We start from the raw sequence: 17,986 nt of genomic DNA on the forward strand, positions 1-17,986 counted from the left end.
TCTCGCGCTCGGTGAAAGATAAAGGAGTGTGAAGATATGGGGAAAAAGCGAATTTATGAACTCGCCAAAGAAATTAATGTCTCCAGTAAACAAATCATCGCAAAGGCTGAAGAAAAAGGCTTTCCGGTGAAAAATCACATGTCAACGCTCGGCGAGAACGAAGAACGTCAGTTACGGGAGGCTTTTAAGCCACAGGCTAAGACCAGTCATGAACAATCGGCTGCGTCAGCACAACCGCAACGCAAGGTGCAACAGCCCCGGCGAGAAAAATCGCAAGGGACTGCGCGGACACAAACAACAGCACAAAAACCAGCAGGAAAACCTGCTAATCAAACACAACGTAACAACAATAATAAAAATAACGGCCAAACCGGGAATCGTCAGCATGAGCAACAACATTCCGGTACTGGCAGATTTGGTGGAAGCTTGAATAATAATACGAATAATAGCAACGGCCGGCGTAATAGCAACAATTCAAACAGTCGTGGTGGCCGTAATAGCCGCAATAACCGCAACAATCGCCGCCGTAATAATAACAATAATAACCGATACAAGAAGAACCAACGGATTAAAGACACGAACCAGCATAAGGGTGCGCCAGAACGGAAGAATAAGGCATTACCAGAAGTCTTAGTTTATACTGACGGGATGAATGCCCAAGACTTAGCCAAGATTTTACACCGTTCTTCGGCTGAAATTGTTAAGAAGCTCTTTATGCTTGGCGTGATGGTTAATCAAAACCAATCCCTGGATAAGGACACGATTGAAATCTTAGCCGATGACTATGGCATTCAGGCGCAAGAAAAGGTTGAAGTTGACGTGACCGACATCGATAAGTTCTTCGATGCGGAAATGGCTAATAAAGACTTTGAAGCACCACGAGCACCGGTTGTGACCATCATGGGACACGTTGACCATGGGAAGACAACGTTGTTGGATCACCTCCGGCACTCACACATCACGGATGGTGAAGCTGGTGGGATTACCCAGGCTATTGGGGCCTATCAAGTGCACTATAATGATAAGGTCATTACCTTCTTGGATACGCCAGGACATGCGGCCTTTACTGAAATGCGGGCACGTGGGGCTGAAATTACCGATATTACGGTCTTGGTTGTCGCTGCCGATGATGGTGTGATGCCACAGACTATCGAAGCCATTCACCATGCGAAAGCCGCAGGCACGCCAATTATTGTGGCGGTCAACAAGATTGATAAGCCAGGGGCTAACCCGAACCATGTGATGGAACAATTAACGGAATACGAATTGATTCCAGAAGACTGGGGTGGCGATACCATCTTTGTTGAAATCTCAGCGAAGTTTGGTAAGAACATCGACGAATTATTAGATATGATTCTGTTGCAGTCTGACGTGTTGGAATTAAAGGCTAACCCTAAGCAAAATGGGGTTGGGTCTGTGATCGAAGCCCGGTTGGATCAAGGTAAGGGGTCTGTTGCCACTCTGTTGGTTCAACAAGGAACCCTTCATGTTGGTGACCCCATTGTTGTCGGGAATACCTTTGGCCGTGTACGGACTATGGTTAACGAACGGGGTCGTCGGATTAAGGATGCTACGCCGTCAACACCCGTTGAAATTACCGGTTTGAATGACGTCCCAGAAGCTGGGGATCGCTTTGTCGTCTTTGATGATGAAAAGACGGCTCGGGCGGCTGGTGAAGAACGGGCCAAGGAAGCCTTAGTCAAAGAACGTCGGAACACGAGCCACGTCACGTTGGATAACCTCTTTGATTCCCTTAAGGAAGGTGAAATGAAAGAAGTTGACGTGATTATTAAGGCGGATGTTCAAGGTTCCGTTGAAGCCTTGGCTGGGAGCTTGAAAAAGATTGATGTATCCGGTGTTCGGGTTAACATCATTCATTCGGCCGTTGGGGCAATCAATGAAAGTGATGTCACTTTGGCAGAAGCTTCTGATGCCATCATTATTGGTTTTAACGTGCGGCCAACACCACAAGCCCGGGCACAAGCTGATAGTGACAAAGTGGATATTCGCTTACACAACGTGATCTACAACGCCATTGATGAAATTGAAACGGCGATGAAAGGGTTACTTGAACCAACTTACGAAGAAGAAATTATCGGAGAAGTTGAAGTTAAGGATATCTTCCATGCGTCTAAGGTTGGTACCATTGTCGGTGGGATGGTAACGGAAGGTTACGTGACCTCTGAAAGTGATGTACGCTTGATTCGTGATGGCGTTGTCATTTATGAAGGTAAGTTGGGTAGCCTGAAGCGTTTCAAAGATGATGTTAAGCAAGTGAAGATGGGTTATGAATTAGGTTTGACGATCGAGAACTATAACGATGTCAAGGTGGGCGACGTTATCGAAGCCTACGTGATGAAGGAAGTTCCGGTTAAATAAAGTTCGGAGGCAACCAGCAATGGCACAATATCGAGTTGGCCGGTTGGAACAAGAAATCCAACGGGAAGTTACGGATATTTTACTAAAGCGCGTCCGCGATCCACGGGTCGAAGGCGTGACCGTTACCGGTGTGGAAGTCACAGGTGACTTGCAACAGGCAACGATTTACTACAGCATTTTATCGGACAAAGCCTCTTCTGCTGAAAAAACAGCGGCAGGGTTAAAGAAGGCCACCGGATTGATTCGTTCTGAGTTGGGCTCACGGTTAAGTATCTACAAGACGCCTGAGTTGACGTTTGAACAGGATGGATCTGTTCGGTATGGTAGCCGGATCGATGAATTGTTGAATGATCTTCATCACCAAGACTAATTGGTAATGGGAACATGAAGACGCTGATCTAGCTGGATCAGCGTCTTTTTATAACGGTAAAGGTTTAGGAGGCGTCAAAAATGAACGGGATTATTCCGTTGTACAAAGAGCGAGGACTTACCAGCTTCGATTGTGTCGCAAAATTGCGTCACATCTTGCAGACTAAAAAGGTTGGTCATAGTGGGACCCTCGATCCAAGTGTGGATGGGGTGTTGCCCATTTGCATTGGTTCGGCAACGAAAGTGGTGCCGTATTTGATGGCGTCCGGTAAGGTGTATCGCGGGTCAGTCACACTAGGATTGGCCACGACAACTGAGGACTTGGATGGTGACGTGGTCGAGCGACAGCCACTTGAACGGCCGTTCACTGCTGATCAGGTGGCTGCGGCTGCCCAAGCACTGACGGGAACAATTCAACAAACACCGCCCATGTATTCTGCAGTGAAAGTGAATGGACGTAAATTGTACGAGTATGCGCGTGCTGGTGAAACGGTCGAGCGACCAACCCGTACGATTACGGTGGATCGATTCGACCTGCAAGGCGCCGGAACCTTCGATGCAACAGCGGGGACCCAAACGATTGATTTTGAAATCTCCTGTTCTAAGGGGACCTATGTCCGGACACTAGCGGTGGACCTTGGCCAGCAATTAGGCGTGCCAGCCGTCATGGCTACTTTGACGCGTCTAAAAAGTGGTGGCTTTACGTTGTCACAGACGGTCACGTTGGCCGACGTTGAAGCCGCAATGGCTGATGACCAGATTGAACGTACTTTGCGGCCGATTGACTACGCCTTGCAAGACTATCCCCATGTTGCCCTTGATGAGCACTTGTGGGCACTCGTGAAAAATGGGGTCTTTTTATCGGCGGCGGAGTTAAATCAGGCCACGGAACCAGAATTGGCCTTAACTTATCAAGGTGAAACCAAGTGTTTGTACCGTTGGTCAGATGAGAAAAAGCAGTATCGACCATTAAAAATGTTTGCGGTGAATTAAACTGAGGAGAGAAATTCTTTATGGACGTTATTCGTATACACCATCCCTTAGATGCCCGGCAGATTCCAGATGAACCTGTCGTATTGGCGATGGGCTTCTTTGATGGGGTTCACCGGGGGCATCAAGCGGTGATTGCGCGAGCCAAGGCGTTGGCGCAAGAAAAACAGGCTAAACTGGCAGTGTTAACTTACGATCATCATCCAGCCTTGGTCTATCGGCCATTGGAAGCAGATGATCGAAAATATTTAAGTATCCCAACCAGAAAGCTCCAACAGTTGGAGCGATTAGGGGTCGAACGGGTCTTTTTAGTGAACTATACGGGTGAATTTGCGTCGCAGTCGCCACAAGAGTTCGTTGATCATTATTTAGTGGCCTTCCATACGGTGGTTGCTGTCGCTGGTTTTGATCACACCTATGGCAAGAAAGATGTGGCGACGATGGACCGCTTAGCTGATTATGCTAAGGGCCGTTTCACGGTTGAAACGGTGGCTCAAGAAGCCCAAGATCAGCAAAAAATAAGTTCAACGCGGATCAGGCAGGCAATGAAGCAAGGCGACATTGATCTGGCCAATCAGTTACTGGGTTATCCTTATCGTTCAACGGGCGTGGTCGTTCATGGCGAGGCGCGTGGCAGGACGATTGGCTATCCCACGGCTAATATTTTAACGCCAGAGAATCAATGGCTACCGGGAATTGGAATTTATACCGCACGGCTAAAGGTGGGCGCTATTTGGTACCCAGGGATGGTCTCAATTGGTCGCAACGTGACCTTTGGGGATGGTCGGCCGATTACGGTAGAGATGAATCTGCTAGACTTTCAAGGAAACCTATATGGCGAACCAGTGGAAGTTGAGTGGCAGCATCGCTTACGCGGCGAAATAAAGTTCGCTGATGCCGACGGGCTAGTTGATCAATTACAGCAAGACGAACGAGAAACGCGTGCGTATTTTCAGCGGTTAACGCAATAAGCTTAGGTGGGTCTGGGACAAAAGTCTCAGGCCCTTTTGCGTTTTTAAATAGCTGGTGGTGAACCAGCTAAGCGCCTTTTGTCCTACGCGCATTTGTTGTTGAATAACGGTTTTAACGAAAAAATTAGCACTTAATTACGTTGATTGCTAAAAATTCTGTTAGATTTCTTGACTTCAAAACGCGGTTTTGCTACATTATATATGTGTCTTAGCACTTGTGTTGTTTGAGTGCTAAAAAAGGGGTGATTGTGATGCTTTCAGATAGACAGATGATGATTCTGCGAGCGGTTGTCCGCGACTTTACGAACACGGGAGTGCCAGTTGGGTCAAAGGCATTAGCTAAGCAGTTACCCATCCACGTAAGCTCAGCAACGATTCGCAACGAGATGGCGGCCCTAGAAGAGCAAGGCCTCATAAAAAAGACCCACTCGTCTTCCGGACGGATTCCGTCGGTTGAGGGGTATCGCTATTACGTTGATCATTTAGTTAAGCCAGATCCTTTGCGACCCAACGATATTGATGTGATTCAGTCATCGTTAGGCGGCGATTTTCATAAAATTGATGAGATCATTTCGCAGTCCGCGACAATCCTGTCGAACTTGACGAGCTATACGGCGTTCACGTTGAAGCCGGAGCTAAAGGATAGCCGTTTGAGTGGTTTTCGGTTAGTGCCATTGGGCAAGCGGCAAGTGATGGCTATCTTGGTTACCGATAGTGGTGATGTTGAGAACCAGACATTTGACGTGAGCGAAGCGGTATCGGGTGATCAGCTTGAAGCCGTTGTACGTTTAATCAATGACCAGTTGGTCGGATTGACGTTACCGGAAGTCTTACAAAAGCTGCGAACGGATATCCCGATGAAAATTACTAACTATATGCAAAGCCCCGCTGGTTTTCTCGATATTTTCGGGGATGTCTTGACCCGGGCCGCGCAAGAGCGATTTTATGTTGGTGGTCGACTGAATTTATTGAATTTCTCGCAGGATAGTGACGTTGATTCACTAAAATCGTTGTATTCACTGATCGACAAGACCGATGATATTGCAAACGTGTTGGGTCAACCAAGTGATAATATTTCCGTACAGATTGGTAACGAGATGACGAATGATGCGCTACGCAATTTCAGTTTGATTACCGCCACCTATGACGTTGATCAACATGGTAAGGGCATGATTGCCATTCTCGGGCCAACGCGAATGCCATATTCGCGGATGTTGGGAATTGTTGGTGCGTTTCGTGAAGAACTCGCGAAAAAATTACTGGATTATTACCGGTACTATGACGAGTAAAGAAAGGGAGGGTTTTTATCGTGGCTGAAGAACAACAACCATCCACAGATGATGAAACTGCGGCAAAGTCCGCCACAACAAAGCAAGCGTCACCTAAAGCTGAGACAGATCAATCGGCAACTCAGCCGGTTGAAGACCAGCCAACCGCAACGCCTGAAGAAGTCGCTGCTTTAGAGAAAAAGGCAGCTGACTTTGAGGATAAGTACCTGCGGGCGGAAGCAGAGGTTCAAAATATGCAAGCACGCTTCCAAAAGGAACAGGCGACGTTGATCAAGTATGATGGTCAGCAACTGGCTAAGGACGTGCTTCCCGTCATTGATAATTTGGAACGGGCGTTAGCTGTTGAGGCGAGCGATGACGTTGCCGCACAGATCAAGAAGGGGGTTCAGATGACTTATGATCATCTGGAAGATGCCCTGAAGCGTAACCATGTGACGGAAATTGCGGCGTTAGGTCAGACCTTTGATCCAACGTTACATCAAGCCGTTCAATCCGTTCCAGCAGAGGATGGTCAGACTGCTGAAACAGTGGTGAATGTCTTACAAAAAGGCTATCAGCTAAAGGATCGGGTTTTACGGCCAGCCATGGTGGTTGTCGCACAATAACTTATTCAAACCAAAAACTAAAAAAAGAGGGAATTTTTGATGGCAAGTAACAAGATTATCGGAATTGACTTAGGAACGACTAACTCAGCCGTTGCCGTTCTTGAAGGTAGTACCCCAAAGATTATTGCAAATAAGGAAGGCGCTCGGACGACGCCATCCGTTGTCGCTTTTAAAGACGGCGAAACACAAGTTGGTGAAGTTGCTAAGCGGCAAGCTATTACCAACCCGAACACGATTTCATCCATCAAGAGTCACATGGGTGAAGCTGGCTACAAGGTGAGTGTTGATGGCAAGGATTACACGCCACAACAAGTATCAGCCATGATCTTACAACACTTGAAGGCATTTGCTGAAGATTATATTGGGGATACGGTTGAAAAGGCCGTTATCACGGTACCCGCTTACTTTAACGATGCGCAACGTCAAGCAACTAAAGATGCTGGTAAAATTGCCGGTTTAAGCGTTGAACGGATCATCAACGAACCAACGGCTGCTGCTTTGGCTTATGGCCTGGACAAGCAAGACAAGGACGAAAAAGTCTTAGTTTATGACCTTGGTGGTGGGACCTTTGACGTTTCTGTTTTGGAATTAGGTGATGGGGTCTTTGATGTTCTCTCAACCAACGGTGATACGCACTTAGGTGGGGATGACTTTGACCAAAAGATCATGGACTGGTTAGTCGCTGGTTTCAAAGAAGAAAATGGCGTTGACTTATCTAAAGATAAGATGGCATTACAACGATTGAAGGATGCTGCTGAAAAGGCTAAGAAGGATCTCTCTGGGGTTACTGAAGCACAAATCAGTTTGCCATTTATCTCTGCCGGTGAAAATGGACCACTACATTTGGAAAAGAGCTTGAGTCGGGCAAAGTTCAACGAATTGACGGCTGACCTGGTTGAAAAGACCCGGATTCCTGTTCAAAATGCGTTGAAGGATGCTGACTTACAAGCTAGTGATATTGATGTTGTAATCTTAAACGGTGGTTCTACTCGGATTCCAGCCGTTCAAGAAGCTGTTAAGAGCTGGACAGGTAAGGAACCTAACCATTCTATCAACCCTGATGAAGCCGTTGCCTTAGGTGCTGCCGTTCAAGGTGGGGTGATCACTGGTGATGTGAAGGACGTTGTCCTATTGGATGTGACGCCATTGTCCTTGGGGATTGAAACCATGGGTGGTGTCTTTACTAAGTTAATCGATCGCAACACGACGATTCCAACTAGCAAGTCACAAGTCTTCAGTACGGCTGCTGATAACCAACCAGCTGTTGATATTCACGTCTTACAAGGTGAACGGCCAATGGCTGCTGACAACAAGACGTTAGGTAACTTCCAGTTGACTGACATTCCAGCTGCTCCTCGTGGTGTTCCTCAAATCCAAGTGACGTTTGACATCGATAAAAACGGGATCGTAAATGTTTCTGCTAAGGACATGGGGACGAACAAGGAACAAAAGATTACCATCAAGAGTTCCGACGGCCTATCCGATGAAGAAATTGAAAAGATGATGAACGAAGCTAAGGAAAACGAAGAAGCCGATAAGAAGCGTAAGGAAGAAGTCGATACCAAGAACGAAGTCGACCAATTGCTCTTCCAGACCGACAAGACGTTGAAGGACGTTAAGGGTAAGGTTTCTGATGACGAAATCAAGAAGGTTGAAGATGCACGTGATGCCTTGAAGAAGGCCCAAGAAGCTAACAACTTGGACGACATGAAGGCTAAGAAGGATGATTTGACGAAGATTATCCAAGACCTTTCCGTCAAGCTTTACCAACAAGCCCAAAGCGAAGCCGGTGACGGTAACGCTGCTGGTGCCGATGGGGCGACAGCGGACGCTGATAAGAAAGATGATAATACCGTTGATGGTGACTTCCACGAAGTTAACGACGACGATAAGAAGTAAAAGCCGATAAGATGCGGCTTGGCAAAAAGTCAGAGTCCGTGGGGCTTTGGCTTTTTGTTTCGAGTATGCTATTCTTATGAGTAGCAAAAACAGCGGTATGGATTGGGAGGAAAAAGATGGCGCAAAGTGACTTATATGGCGTATTAGGTGTCGCAAAAGATGCCAGCCAAGATGAAATCAAAAAAGCCTATCGGAAATTGTCAAAGAAGTATCATCCGGACTTAAACAAAGCCCCCGATGCGGCAGAAAAGTTCAAAGAAGTTCAGGACGCCTATGACGTCTTGGGCGATGAACAAAAACGAGCCAACTATGACCAATACGGATCAGCTGATGGTGCGCAAGGCGGTTTTGGCGGTTTCGGTGGTGGTCAACAAGGTGGCTTCGGTGGCTTTGGTGGTGGCGGTGGCTTCGACGACATCTTCAACCAATTCTTTGGAGGTGGCGGTGGTCAACGTAATCCGAATGCGCCACGACCTGGTCGTGACTTACAATATCAGATGGATTTGACCTTTGAAGAAGCCATTTTCGGTAAAAAGACTAAAATTAAGTATAACCGGGAAGCCCAGTGTCACACGTGTGGTGGCAATGGCGCTAAACCAGGGACATCACCAGTGACATGTCACCAATGTGGTGGGTCAGGTTATGTGACGACCGAAACCAACACCCCGTTAGGACGGATGCGTAGCCAACAGCCATGTCCTGTTTGTCATGGAACGGGTCAAGAGATTAAAGAAAAGTGCCCAACCTGCGGCGGCTCCGGACATGAAGAAGAACGGCATGAAGTTGAAGTCACGATTCCAGCTGGAGTGGATGATGGTCAACAAATGCGGCTGCAAGGTCAAGGTGAGGCTGGCCAAAATGGCGGTGGTTACGGTGATCTATTCATTATCTTCAAAGTTCAGTCAAGCAAGGATTTCCGGCGTGATGGCACAGAAATTTACTTTGACCAAGACATTTCGTTTGTCCAAGCAACCTTGGGTGACGATGTGACAGTCAAGACGGTTCATGGTGACGTTAAGCTAAAGGTCCCCGCTGGGACTCAAGGCGGGACAACCTTCCGTCTTCGCGGTAAAGGGGCACCACGGTTGCGCGGTAACGGCAATGGTGATGAACACGTGACAATTAAGGTTGTGACCCCTAAGAACCTTAACAAAGGTCAACGCGATGCCTTACGTGACTTTGCGAAGGCTAGTGGCGAAAGTGTCACAGGTAGTGGCAAAGGAAATTTATTTAACAAAATGCGCGACAAATTTAATGAAAACTAGGATTCAAGTTTTAGTGGTTCGTAGTTGATATATCAAGGCTGCTGAGTAGTTTCGGCAGCCTTTTTTGTGGCTAATAATTAAGGGGATAACTTAAGAATGAAAAGAAAGCGTTAAGGTTGAGTGACGTTGTTTGCAATCATGTTTTGTCAATGATAACCTCAACTTATAGGGAATGTGGCGGGGGCCACAATTCTCCACTTGACTAAAACGATTCGTCGGGGAATAATTAGTTCTAGTCGGGTTTGGACGGACGTCGGTTTCGGGGACGAATGAACCGGCAAACTTTGGGGGTGAATTTTCATGAAAACAAAGTGGCTGGCGATTTGGCATCAACCGGTCGTCGCATTTGTTGGCTGGACCATCTTCTATTTTGTTATCTTGATGGCGCTGGTTTATTTATACGGTTATAGTGGCTTAAATAATTCGACGTTTATTTACACCGAATTTTAGGATAGCAATGACCGTGATACTTTTTGGGGGGGATAGACAATGATTGATAATATGATTCAAGCAATGGATCACTGGGCCGTAACGGAACCAAATCGATTAGCTTATGATGATTTGGGACACACGAATACGTACGGAGAGTTAAAACAACGTTCTGACGCGTTAGCAGCGCATCTGGATCACATGCAGTTACCAGCTGGGTCACCGATTATGGTTTTTGGTGGTCAGACCTTTGATATGATGGTGACCTTCCTAGGCGTTGTTAAGAGCGGTCACGCTTATGTACCAATCGATACACACTCGCCACTAGAGCGGGTAACCACGATTAACGAGATTGCCCAACCGGCAGCCGCAATTGGGGTTGCCGACTTGCCCACGACTTTAGGGGATACACCGATTATTACGGCGGCAGATCTGCAACGGATTTGGGCAACACCAGTAGCTTATGACGTGACCCATGCCGTTCAGGGAGATGAGACGTATTACATCATTTTCACGTCGGGAACTACCGGAAAACCTAAGGGCGTTCAAATTTCGCATAATAACTTATTGAGTTACGTTAATTGGATGCTGAGTGATGATTTCGCGTTGCCCACAGCTGCTCGAATTTTATCACAAGCACCATATTCTTTTGACCTGTCTGTGATGGCCTGGGGACCAACGTTGGCTTCTGGTGGTACGTTAGTGGCCCTACCTAAGACGGTGACGGATAATTTCAAACAGTTGTTTGAAACACTACCTACTATGGATTTAAATGTTTGGGTCTCGACACCATCCTTTATGGATATTTGCCTACTTGAACCAACATTTGATGGGGAACATTATCCAGAACTGACGCGCTTCTTATTCTGTGGTGAAGAACTGACTCATGCAACGGCTTCGGCATTGCATCAGCGGTTCCCAGCAGCACGAATTTTCAATACCTATGGCCCAACTGAAACTACGGTTGCGGTTACTCAGGTTGAAATTACGGCTCAGCTGTTACAGGATTATCCACGATTACCAATTGGCTATGTCAAAGCAGACACAACCATTCAGGTTGTGGATGAGCAATTACAACCTGTTCCAGCGGGGAGTGAAGGCGAATTGTTGATTAGTGGGCCGTCAATGTCCAAGGGTTACCTGAACAATCCAGAAAAGACGGCTAAGGCTTTTGTCACGCTGAATGGTCATCAGGTGTATCGGTCAGGTGACTTAGGGGTGCAATTGCCTAATGGCTTGATCATGTACCGTGGCCGGACAGATTTTCAAATTAAACTTCACGGTTACCGCATCGAGTTAGAGGAAGTTAACCACTACCTGTCACAAGAGGACCACATTCAAGTAGGGGTTGCCGTTCCACGGTATGATCGCAACCACAAGGTCAGCCAACTGATTGCTTGGGTGGTGCCAAATGCGCAAACGTTTAGCAGTGAATTGGCTTTAACCAAGGCGATTAAGGACAATTTACAGGGCGGCGATATGATGGAATATATGATTCCACAACGCTTTGTTTACAAGGATAGCTTACCGATGACCCCCAACGGCAAGGTTGATATTAAATCTATTATTGCAGAGGTTAATCAGTAATGCTGTCATTTGAACCATACGGCAACCCAACTTATTTCGCCTTGTTGGGTGTGGCACTATTGCCGTTGATGATTGGTCTCTTGTACGGTAAGCGGTCGCGGCTATATGAGACACTCATTTCGATCTTCTTCTTAGTCCTGACCTTTGGTGGTCCGAAGTGGACCCAAGGAGTTGCCCTGATTGTTTACGTCTTATATGAAGTGGCTTTGACCTGGGGGTACGCCGTTTATCGTAAACAGAAGAACTCTGGACCGGTTTTCTACCTGTTGGTCATTTTGGCTATTATCCCGTTGACGCTGGTAAAAGTTACGCCGGCGGTTGAGAATGGTCAGGGATCATTGATTGGATTTATGGGGATTAGCTACCTGACATTTCGGGCAGTTCAAACGATTATGGAGACTCGCGATGGTAGCTTAAAGAACTACCAGGTTATGACCTTCCTACAGTTTATGCTGTTCTTTCCAACAATTTCTTCTGGGCCGATTGATCGTTATCGACGGTTTGAACACGATTATCGAACTGTACCAGATCGAGAAAAGTATTTGGGCATGGTCCAAAAGGGAATTCGTTACATTTTCGTGGGCTTCTTGTATAAGTTTATTATCGCGTATTACTTGGGAACCCTGTTGATGCCCAAACTGTTACTCATGGCAATGCATTCACGAGGCGGCTTCTTGGATTTATCGTGGCCAGTCTTGGGATACATGTACGCGTGGAGTGCGGATCTATACTTTGATTTTGCCGGATACTCACTGTTTGCTGTCGGTACCTCGTATATCATGGGGATTGAAACACCGATGAACTTCAAACAGCCATGGCGTTCGCCAAACATCAAGGATTTCTGGAATCGGTGGCACATTACGCTATCATTTTGGTTCCGAGACTTTATCTACATGCGCTTAGTCTTTTGGTTCATGAAGCATAAGGTGTTCAAGAGTCCAACGACGACGGCAAATGTTACGTATATTATTAACATGTTGGTCATGGGTTTTTGGCACGGTGTAACGTGGTACTACATTGCCTACGGGCTGTTCCATGGGTGTGCCTTAGTTATTAACGATGCCTGGTTACGGTACAAGAAGAAACATCGGGAGAGTATCCCGCATAATTGGTTGACGCAAGGATTTGCCATCTTTTTGACGGCTAACCTGGTCTGCTTTAGTTTCTTACTCTTTTCCGGGTTATTTAACACATTGTGGTTTAAGTAAAAATTAGAGAAACATATTTCAGAGGGGGATATATATTATGGATATCAAAGCAAGTGTTTTAGCAATTTTAAACGATTTAACGGGGAACGATGTTAGTGGTGCTATGGATGACAATTTATTTGACAGTGGGCTATTAGACTCAATGGGGTCCGTGCAACTGTTGTTGCAATTACAAAGCGAATTAGGGATTGATGTGCCAGTTTCTGAATTTGAGCGGTCAGAGTGGGACACGCCCAACAAGATTATCGCGAAAGTCGAAAGTCTGGCCTAGCCGATGACCAAGCGACTACTACGGATCTTTGGTCCGTTAATTCTCGCGGCGATTTTAGTTTTTGCGGTGTTGGCAATGCCGATGAAGTTAGGTTTTAGCCATGTGAGTGCTGAGCGTGAACGTCAAGCAGCAGTTTCATTGTCGCCAAACGTCTTGCGTGGTAAGCATATTAAGCAGGAAGCCTTAAAAGACGGTTATGTGCCGTTCTTTGGCTCATCAGAATGGTCTCGAATTGACCCGATGCATCCGTCTGTGTTGGCCAAGAAGTATCATCGATCTTACCGACCGTTCTTGTTAGGGGCTCGTGGTTCGCAGTCATTAACCCAATACTTTGTGATGCAAAACATTCAAAACGAACTACGAAATAAAAAGGCGGTCTTTGTGATCTCGCCACAATGGTTCGTCAAGGATGGGACGCGAAAGGATGCCTTTGGGTTCTACTATTCACAGTTGCAGACGACTGAATGGTTGACGCATTTCCGACGGGATGCCATTGACCGGTACGCGGCTAAGCGCTTGTTACAAATGCCAGTGGCTAAGTCAGATCACTTTATCTATGCAGCCTTGCAACGGGTTGCGGCTGGTAAAAAGCTGACGGACTTCCAACGCTTCTATTTGCAAACCCGTAAAAATATGTTGACGCAAGAGGATCAATTCTTCTCTGGCATCGATTTACCGTCGCAGAATCTAAATCGGGTGAACCAACAAGCCAAGCAGTTACCCACTCATTATTCATACTCGGCGTTGGATTCACTTGGTGGACGATTAGGAAAAGCGGCTACTAATGATAATCACTTCCAGATTAGTAATAAGTTCTATCATCAGGGACTGGAAAAGGAACTGAAGACGGGGCACTTGAAGAACTTCCAGAAACATTTGTCCTATACAGAATCACCTGAATTTGCGGATTTTCAATTATGTTTGGATCAGTTTGCCCGACTCAATACAAACGTGTTATTTATCATTCCACCAGTCAATGCGCGGTGGCAAAAGTACACGGGCTTGTCGGCGACGATGCTCAAACAATTTGACCAAAAGATTCATTACCAGTTACAGTCACAAGGGTTCAACAATATTGTTGACTTGAGTGATAAGGGGAACGTCCCGTACTTTATGACGGATACAATTCACCTAGGCTGGCGTGGGTGGTTAGCAGTCGATCAGCGGGTTAACCCGTTCTTATCGAAACAGCAACCACAACCGCATTACACGATGAATGACAAGTTTTATTCAACAACCTGGCAACAGTTACCACCAAGTCAGTTAGCACAATATCAACAAACGAATAAGTAACTAACTAGCCGCTACGCCACCACTATCTGATGACGTAGCGGTTTTGCGTATGGTCAAATGGACGCCAGATTTTAGGTAAATGGCGCTAGTCAAAGGATTAGGGACACACATGGGTATCAAAAAAATAGAAATCTTGGTATAATTGTCGAGACATGGCGTTTAAGAAAGTAGGAAATCAACATGGATCTTGAAAAATTAAAAAACCACCAAAAATACATCCGGAATTTTTCCATCGTGGCGCATATTGACCATGGGAAATCGACATTAGCGGATCGGATTTTGGAATTAACAGATACAATCTCCAAACGCGATATGCAAGATCAAGTGTTGGACGATATGGACCTCGAACGTGAACGCGGAATCACGATTAAGCTCAATGCGGTTGAGTTGACGTATCACGCTAAGGATGGACATGATTACGAATTTCATTTAATCGACACACCGGGGCACGTGGACTTTTCTTATGAAGTGTCACGGAGCCTAGCAGCTTGTGAGGGTGCGGTATTAGTCGTTGATGCAGCGCAAGGGGTTGAAGCCCAAACGTTGGCTAACGTCTATTTAGCGCTTGACGATGACTTGGAAATTGTGCCGGTTATCAACAAAATTGATTTACCCGCGGCCGATCCGGATAAGGTGAAGAATGAAATTGAAGAGGTGATCGGCTTAGATGCCTCCGATGCAGTTTTAGCGAGTGCCAAACAGGGAATTGGGATTCCAGAACTTTTGGAACAGATTGTGACGAAGATTCCAGCACCTGCGGGCGATTTAGCGGCACCATTGAAGGCGTTAGTATTTGATTCTGTTTATGATGATTATCGAGGAGTAGTGTTAAGCATCCGGCTGTTTGAAGGAACGGTCAAACCCGGAGATAAGATTCGGCTAATGAATAGTGGTAGTGAGTATGAAGTCACAGAGGTGGGCGTTAACTCACCTAAGCCAATTGCGCGAGACTACCTAATTGCCGGGGATGTTGGTTATATCACGGCTAGTATCAAGGACATTACGGATACACGAGTTGGGGATACGGTGACGAGTGCGGATCAGCCCGCGGATAAGGCACTCCCTGGGTACCGGGAAATGAGTCCCATGGTATATGCTGGTCTGTATCCTACTGACAATGCGAAGCTCAATGATTTGCGTGAAGCATTGGAAAAGTTACAGTTAAATGATGCAGCATTAGAGTTTGAGCCTGAGTCATCACAGGCGTTAGGTTTTGGCTTCCGGTGTGGGTTCTTGGGGATGCTCCATATGGACGTTATCCAAGAACGACTGGAACGGGAATTTAATTTAGACCTGATTACCACGGCACCGTCGGTAACATACCATGCCTACCTAACCGATGGGACGATGAAAGAGGTTGAAAACCCCGCTGAAATGCCAGAGGCGTCCGCGATTAAACGAATTGAAGAGCCAATCGTCAAGGCGACAATCATGGCACCGAATGACTATGTTGGTGCGGTGATGGATCTGTGCCAACACCGACGGGGACAATTCTTGACGATGGAGTACCTGGATGATTATCGGGTGAATATTATCTATAACATGCCACTGTCGGAAATCATTTTTGATTTCTTTGATAAACTGAAATCCAATACGCGGGGGTATGCGTCATTGGATTATGAAATGAACGGGTATCAAGGCGCTGATTTGGTCAAGATCGATATCCTGTTGAATGGTGACAAGGTGGACGCATTGAGCTTCATTGCGCACCGGACGTTCGCACCAGCACGGGGCCGAGAGATTGCTTCACGGTTAAAGAAGATCATTCCTCGACAAAACTTTGAAATTCCAGTTCAAGCAGCCATTGGGGCTAAGATTATTGCCCGGACGACGATTAAGGCTTATCGTAAGGACGTAACGGCTCATCTGTATGGTGGGGATCGTACGCGGCGAATGAAGCTGCTGGAAAAACAAAAAGCTGGTAAGAAACGAATGAAGGCAGTCGGGAAAGTGGATATTCCGCAAGAAGCGTTCATGGCCGTTTTACAAACTGACGAAGACGAAACTAAGTAATACCGGAGTTTCTGGGGCGTTAGGATTTACAAAAATGTGCAATTGTCTACGATTTGTCGGCGCAATTTTTATGATGTCGACAAATGCTCTAATATCGGGGTTCGTGATGTCGACAAATTAGGATTGTTTTTCATCACTAGATTTCTGCTTGACGTCGGCCATCACGTCCTCAAAAATGTCAACTGACTTTTTGTTCATCTCATCGGTAACGTGGGCATAGGTATCTAGTGTCGTCGATATTCTAGCGTGACCTAAACGTTTTTGAATCGATTTGATATTGTCTCCATTTTGCAAAAGCATAGTTGCGTGAGTGTGACGCAACGAATGAAAGTCAAACGGGAAACCTAACTCTTTTTGAATTTTATCAGCGTGGTATTTGATAGAATTCGGGGTGACAGGTTTCCCGTTTTCTTTCGTACATACAAAATCAGAATCATAGTAGTATTTCCCATAGCGCTCCCGCTGAACTTCTTGGTCGGCGCGTTTTTTCTTTAGCAGCTCGATAACAGAAGGCCCAATCGAAATTTTTCGATAGCTTGCGGATGTTTTAAGTGGACCTAAATCCCAGGGAGCGTTGGAAGACCGTTCATGACCTGGCTTTATTGTCGGATCGGAGTATTTTACTTTCGTCTTGTATTCAGCATCGGCCTTTCGTTTTTTCTTGGTCTTTTGAAGCATAGCTTGGTGGATGTCGATGGTTCCATTCTCTAGATCAACCGCACTCCATTCTAGCCCGCTAACCTCACCGCGGCGCATGCCCGTGCCAAATGCTAGTTGAAGGGGAACGTTAAAGGGGTTGGAAAATGGGGTGATTGCGAGTATCTGGCGATACTGTTCGAGTGTGATAATTCGCAAATCTGACCGTGTTTTACCATGGGAGTCGGGGAAACGGGGCATGCCAATGTAGTTGCCCGGGTTTTCTTTAATCAGCTGGTAAGGGAAGACTGCCATCTTTAGTCCCTTGCGAAGAACGGTCAAAATAATTTCAACTGAATGTTTTGACAATCCTGTTTTCCCTAAGTCATCCATCATCTTTTGCAATTTGGCGGGACTAATTGATTTTAACTTGTATCTGCCAATTGCCGGATCGATGTACTTATCAATCACATTCCGATAATTGCTCTGTGTATTTGGTCGAAGCTCTTTCATTACATAGCTATCAAACCAGTAGTCGAAGTAGTCATGAATGGTATAATTATTCCTTCTTATTTTGACTCCTCCATTTTCGTACTCCTGCATTGCCGCACGAAGGGCAGCCGATGCTTCTGCTTTGGTGCGACCGCCGGGATGTTCGATACGTTTTCGCGATCCATCGATACTACCGGCCTCAAAAGAATAGTACCATTTATCTCCACGTTTCCTTAGTGATCCTTCTGACATAATAATTCCTCCTTGTATATCAATAGTTGAAATACACA

15 protein-coding genes are annotated in these 17,986 nt (G+C 46.2%); 14 read left to right on the top strand and 1 reads right to left on the bottom strand.

What is annotated here, in order from left to right:
* Positions 1-36 precede the first annotated feature (36 nt).
* The 14 genes from infB to lepA all read left to right on the top strand — a co-directional run bounded on the left by infB (position 37) and on the right by lepA (position 16,568).
* Positions 37-2,379 (top strand): translation initiation factor IF-2, encoded by a 2,343-nt coding sequence (gene infB / locus ACP4IT_RS07750; RefSeq protein WP_015473817.1) that lies wholly within the window; start codon positions 37-39, stop codon positions 2,377-2,379.
* A 19-nt stretch (positions 2,380-2,398) separates the two neighbouring features.
* Positions 2,399-2,749 carry a 30S ribosome-binding factor RbfA gene (gene rbfA, locus ACP4IT_RS07755; protein WP_011668009.1) on the top strand — a complete coding sequence of 117 codons (351 nt, stop codon included), beginning with the start codon at positions 2,399-2,401 and terminating at the stop codon, positions 2,747-2,749.
* A gap of 80 nt (positions 2,750-2,829) precedes the next feature.
* On the top strand, positions 2,830-3,741 hold the full coding sequence (gene truB, locus ACP4IT_RS07760) for a tRNA pseudouridine(55) synthase TruB (RefSeq protein WP_426855458.1): 912 nt from the start codon (positions 2,830-2,832) through the stop codon (positions 3,739-3,741).
* Between the two features lie 20 nt (positions 3,742-3,761).
* Entirely contained in the window at positions 3,762-4,709 is a 948-nt protein-coding gene (gene ribF, locus ACP4IT_RS07765; RefSeq protein ID WP_011668007.1) for a riboflavin biosynthesis protein RibF, read from the top strand.
* A gap of 251 nt (positions 4,710-4,960) precedes the next feature.
* Positions 4,961-5,998 (top strand): heat-inducible transcriptional repressor HrcA, encoded by a 1,038-nt coding sequence (hrcA, locus tag ACP4IT_RS07770; protein ID WP_011668006.1) that lies wholly within the window; start codon positions 4,961-4,963, stop codon positions 5,996-5,998.
* Positions 5,999-6,018: 20 nt separating this feature from the next.
* Entirely contained in the window at positions 6,019-6,603 is a 585-nt protein-coding gene (gene grpE / locus ACP4IT_RS07775; RefSeq protein ID WP_011668005.1) for a nucleotide exchange factor GrpE, read from the top strand.
* Positions 6,604-6,642: 39 nt separating this feature from the next.
* A complete protein-coding gene (dnaK, locus tag ACP4IT_RS07780) occupies positions 6,643-8,502 on the top strand; it encodes a molecular chaperone DnaK (RefSeq protein ID WP_426855460.1) in 1,860 nt (619 codons plus the stop codon).
* A 116-nt stretch (positions 8,503-8,618) separates the two neighbouring features.
* Positions 8,619-9,767, top strand: coding sequence for a molecular chaperone DnaJ (gene dnaJ / locus ACP4IT_RS07785; protein ID WP_426855461.1), 1,149 nt, complete (start codon positions 8,619-8,621; stop codon positions 9,765-9,767).
* Positions 9,768-10,067: 300 nt separating this feature from the next.
* Positions 10,068-10,217 (top strand): teichoic acid D-Ala incorporation-associated protein DltX, encoded by a 150-nt coding sequence (locus ACP4IT_RS07790; protein ID WP_011668002.1) that lies wholly within the window; start codon positions 10,068-10,070, stop codon positions 10,215-10,217.
* A gap of 39 nt (positions 10,218-10,256) precedes the next feature.
* Positions 10,257-11,783: a D-alanine--poly(phosphoribitol) ligase subunit DltA gene (gene dltA / locus ACP4IT_RS07795; RefSeq protein WP_011668001.1), complete on the top strand. Its 1,527-nt coding sequence runs from the start codon at positions 10,257-10,259 to the stop codon at positions 11,781-11,783.
* Positions 11,783-12,991 (top strand): D-alanyl-lipoteichoic acid biosynthesis protein DltB, encoded by a 1,209-nt coding sequence (gene dltB, locus ACP4IT_RS07800; RefSeq protein ID WP_011668000.1) that lies wholly within the window; start codon positions 11,783-11,785, stop codon positions 12,989-12,991. Before dltA ends, dltB begins: the two co-directional genes overlap by 1 nt.
* Positions 12,992-13,028: 37 nt before the next feature.
* On the top strand, positions 13,029-13,262 hold the full coding sequence (gene dltC, locus ACP4IT_RS07805) for a D-alanine--poly(phosphoribitol) ligase subunit DltC (RefSeq protein ID WP_011667999.1): 234 nt from the start codon (positions 13,029-13,031) through the stop codon (positions 13,260-13,262).
* A 3-nt stretch (positions 13,263-13,265) separates the two neighbouring features.
* Entirely contained in the window at positions 13,266-14,555 is a 1,290-nt protein-coding gene (gene dltD, locus ACP4IT_RS07810; protein WP_024855607.1) for a D-alanyl-lipoteichoic acid biosynthesis protein DltD, read from the top strand.
* 180 nt (positions 14,556-14,735) lie between these two features.
* Complete coding sequence (lepA, locus tag ACP4IT_RS07815) at positions 14,736-16,568, top strand: translation elongation factor 4 (RefSeq protein WP_011667997.1); 1,833 nt, start codon at positions 14,736-14,738, stop codon at positions 16,566-16,568.
* A 117-nt stretch (positions 16,569-16,685) separates the two neighbouring features.
* Here the strand turns inward: lepA and ACP4IT_RS07820 are convergent, their stop codons facing one another.
* Positions 16,686-17,948, bottom strand: coding sequence for a tyrosine-type recombinase/integrase (locus tag ACP4IT_RS07820; protein ID WP_259030869.1), 1,263 nt, complete (start codon positions 17,946-17,948; stop codon positions 16,686-16,688).
* Positions 17,949-17,986: the final 38 nt, after the last annotated feature.

Source organism: Levilactobacillus sp. LN180102 (assembly GCF_050106635.1).
GTDB classification, from domain to species: domain Bacteria; phylum Bacillota; class Bacilli; order Lactobacillales; family Lactobacillaceae; genus Levilactobacillus; species Levilactobacillus brevis.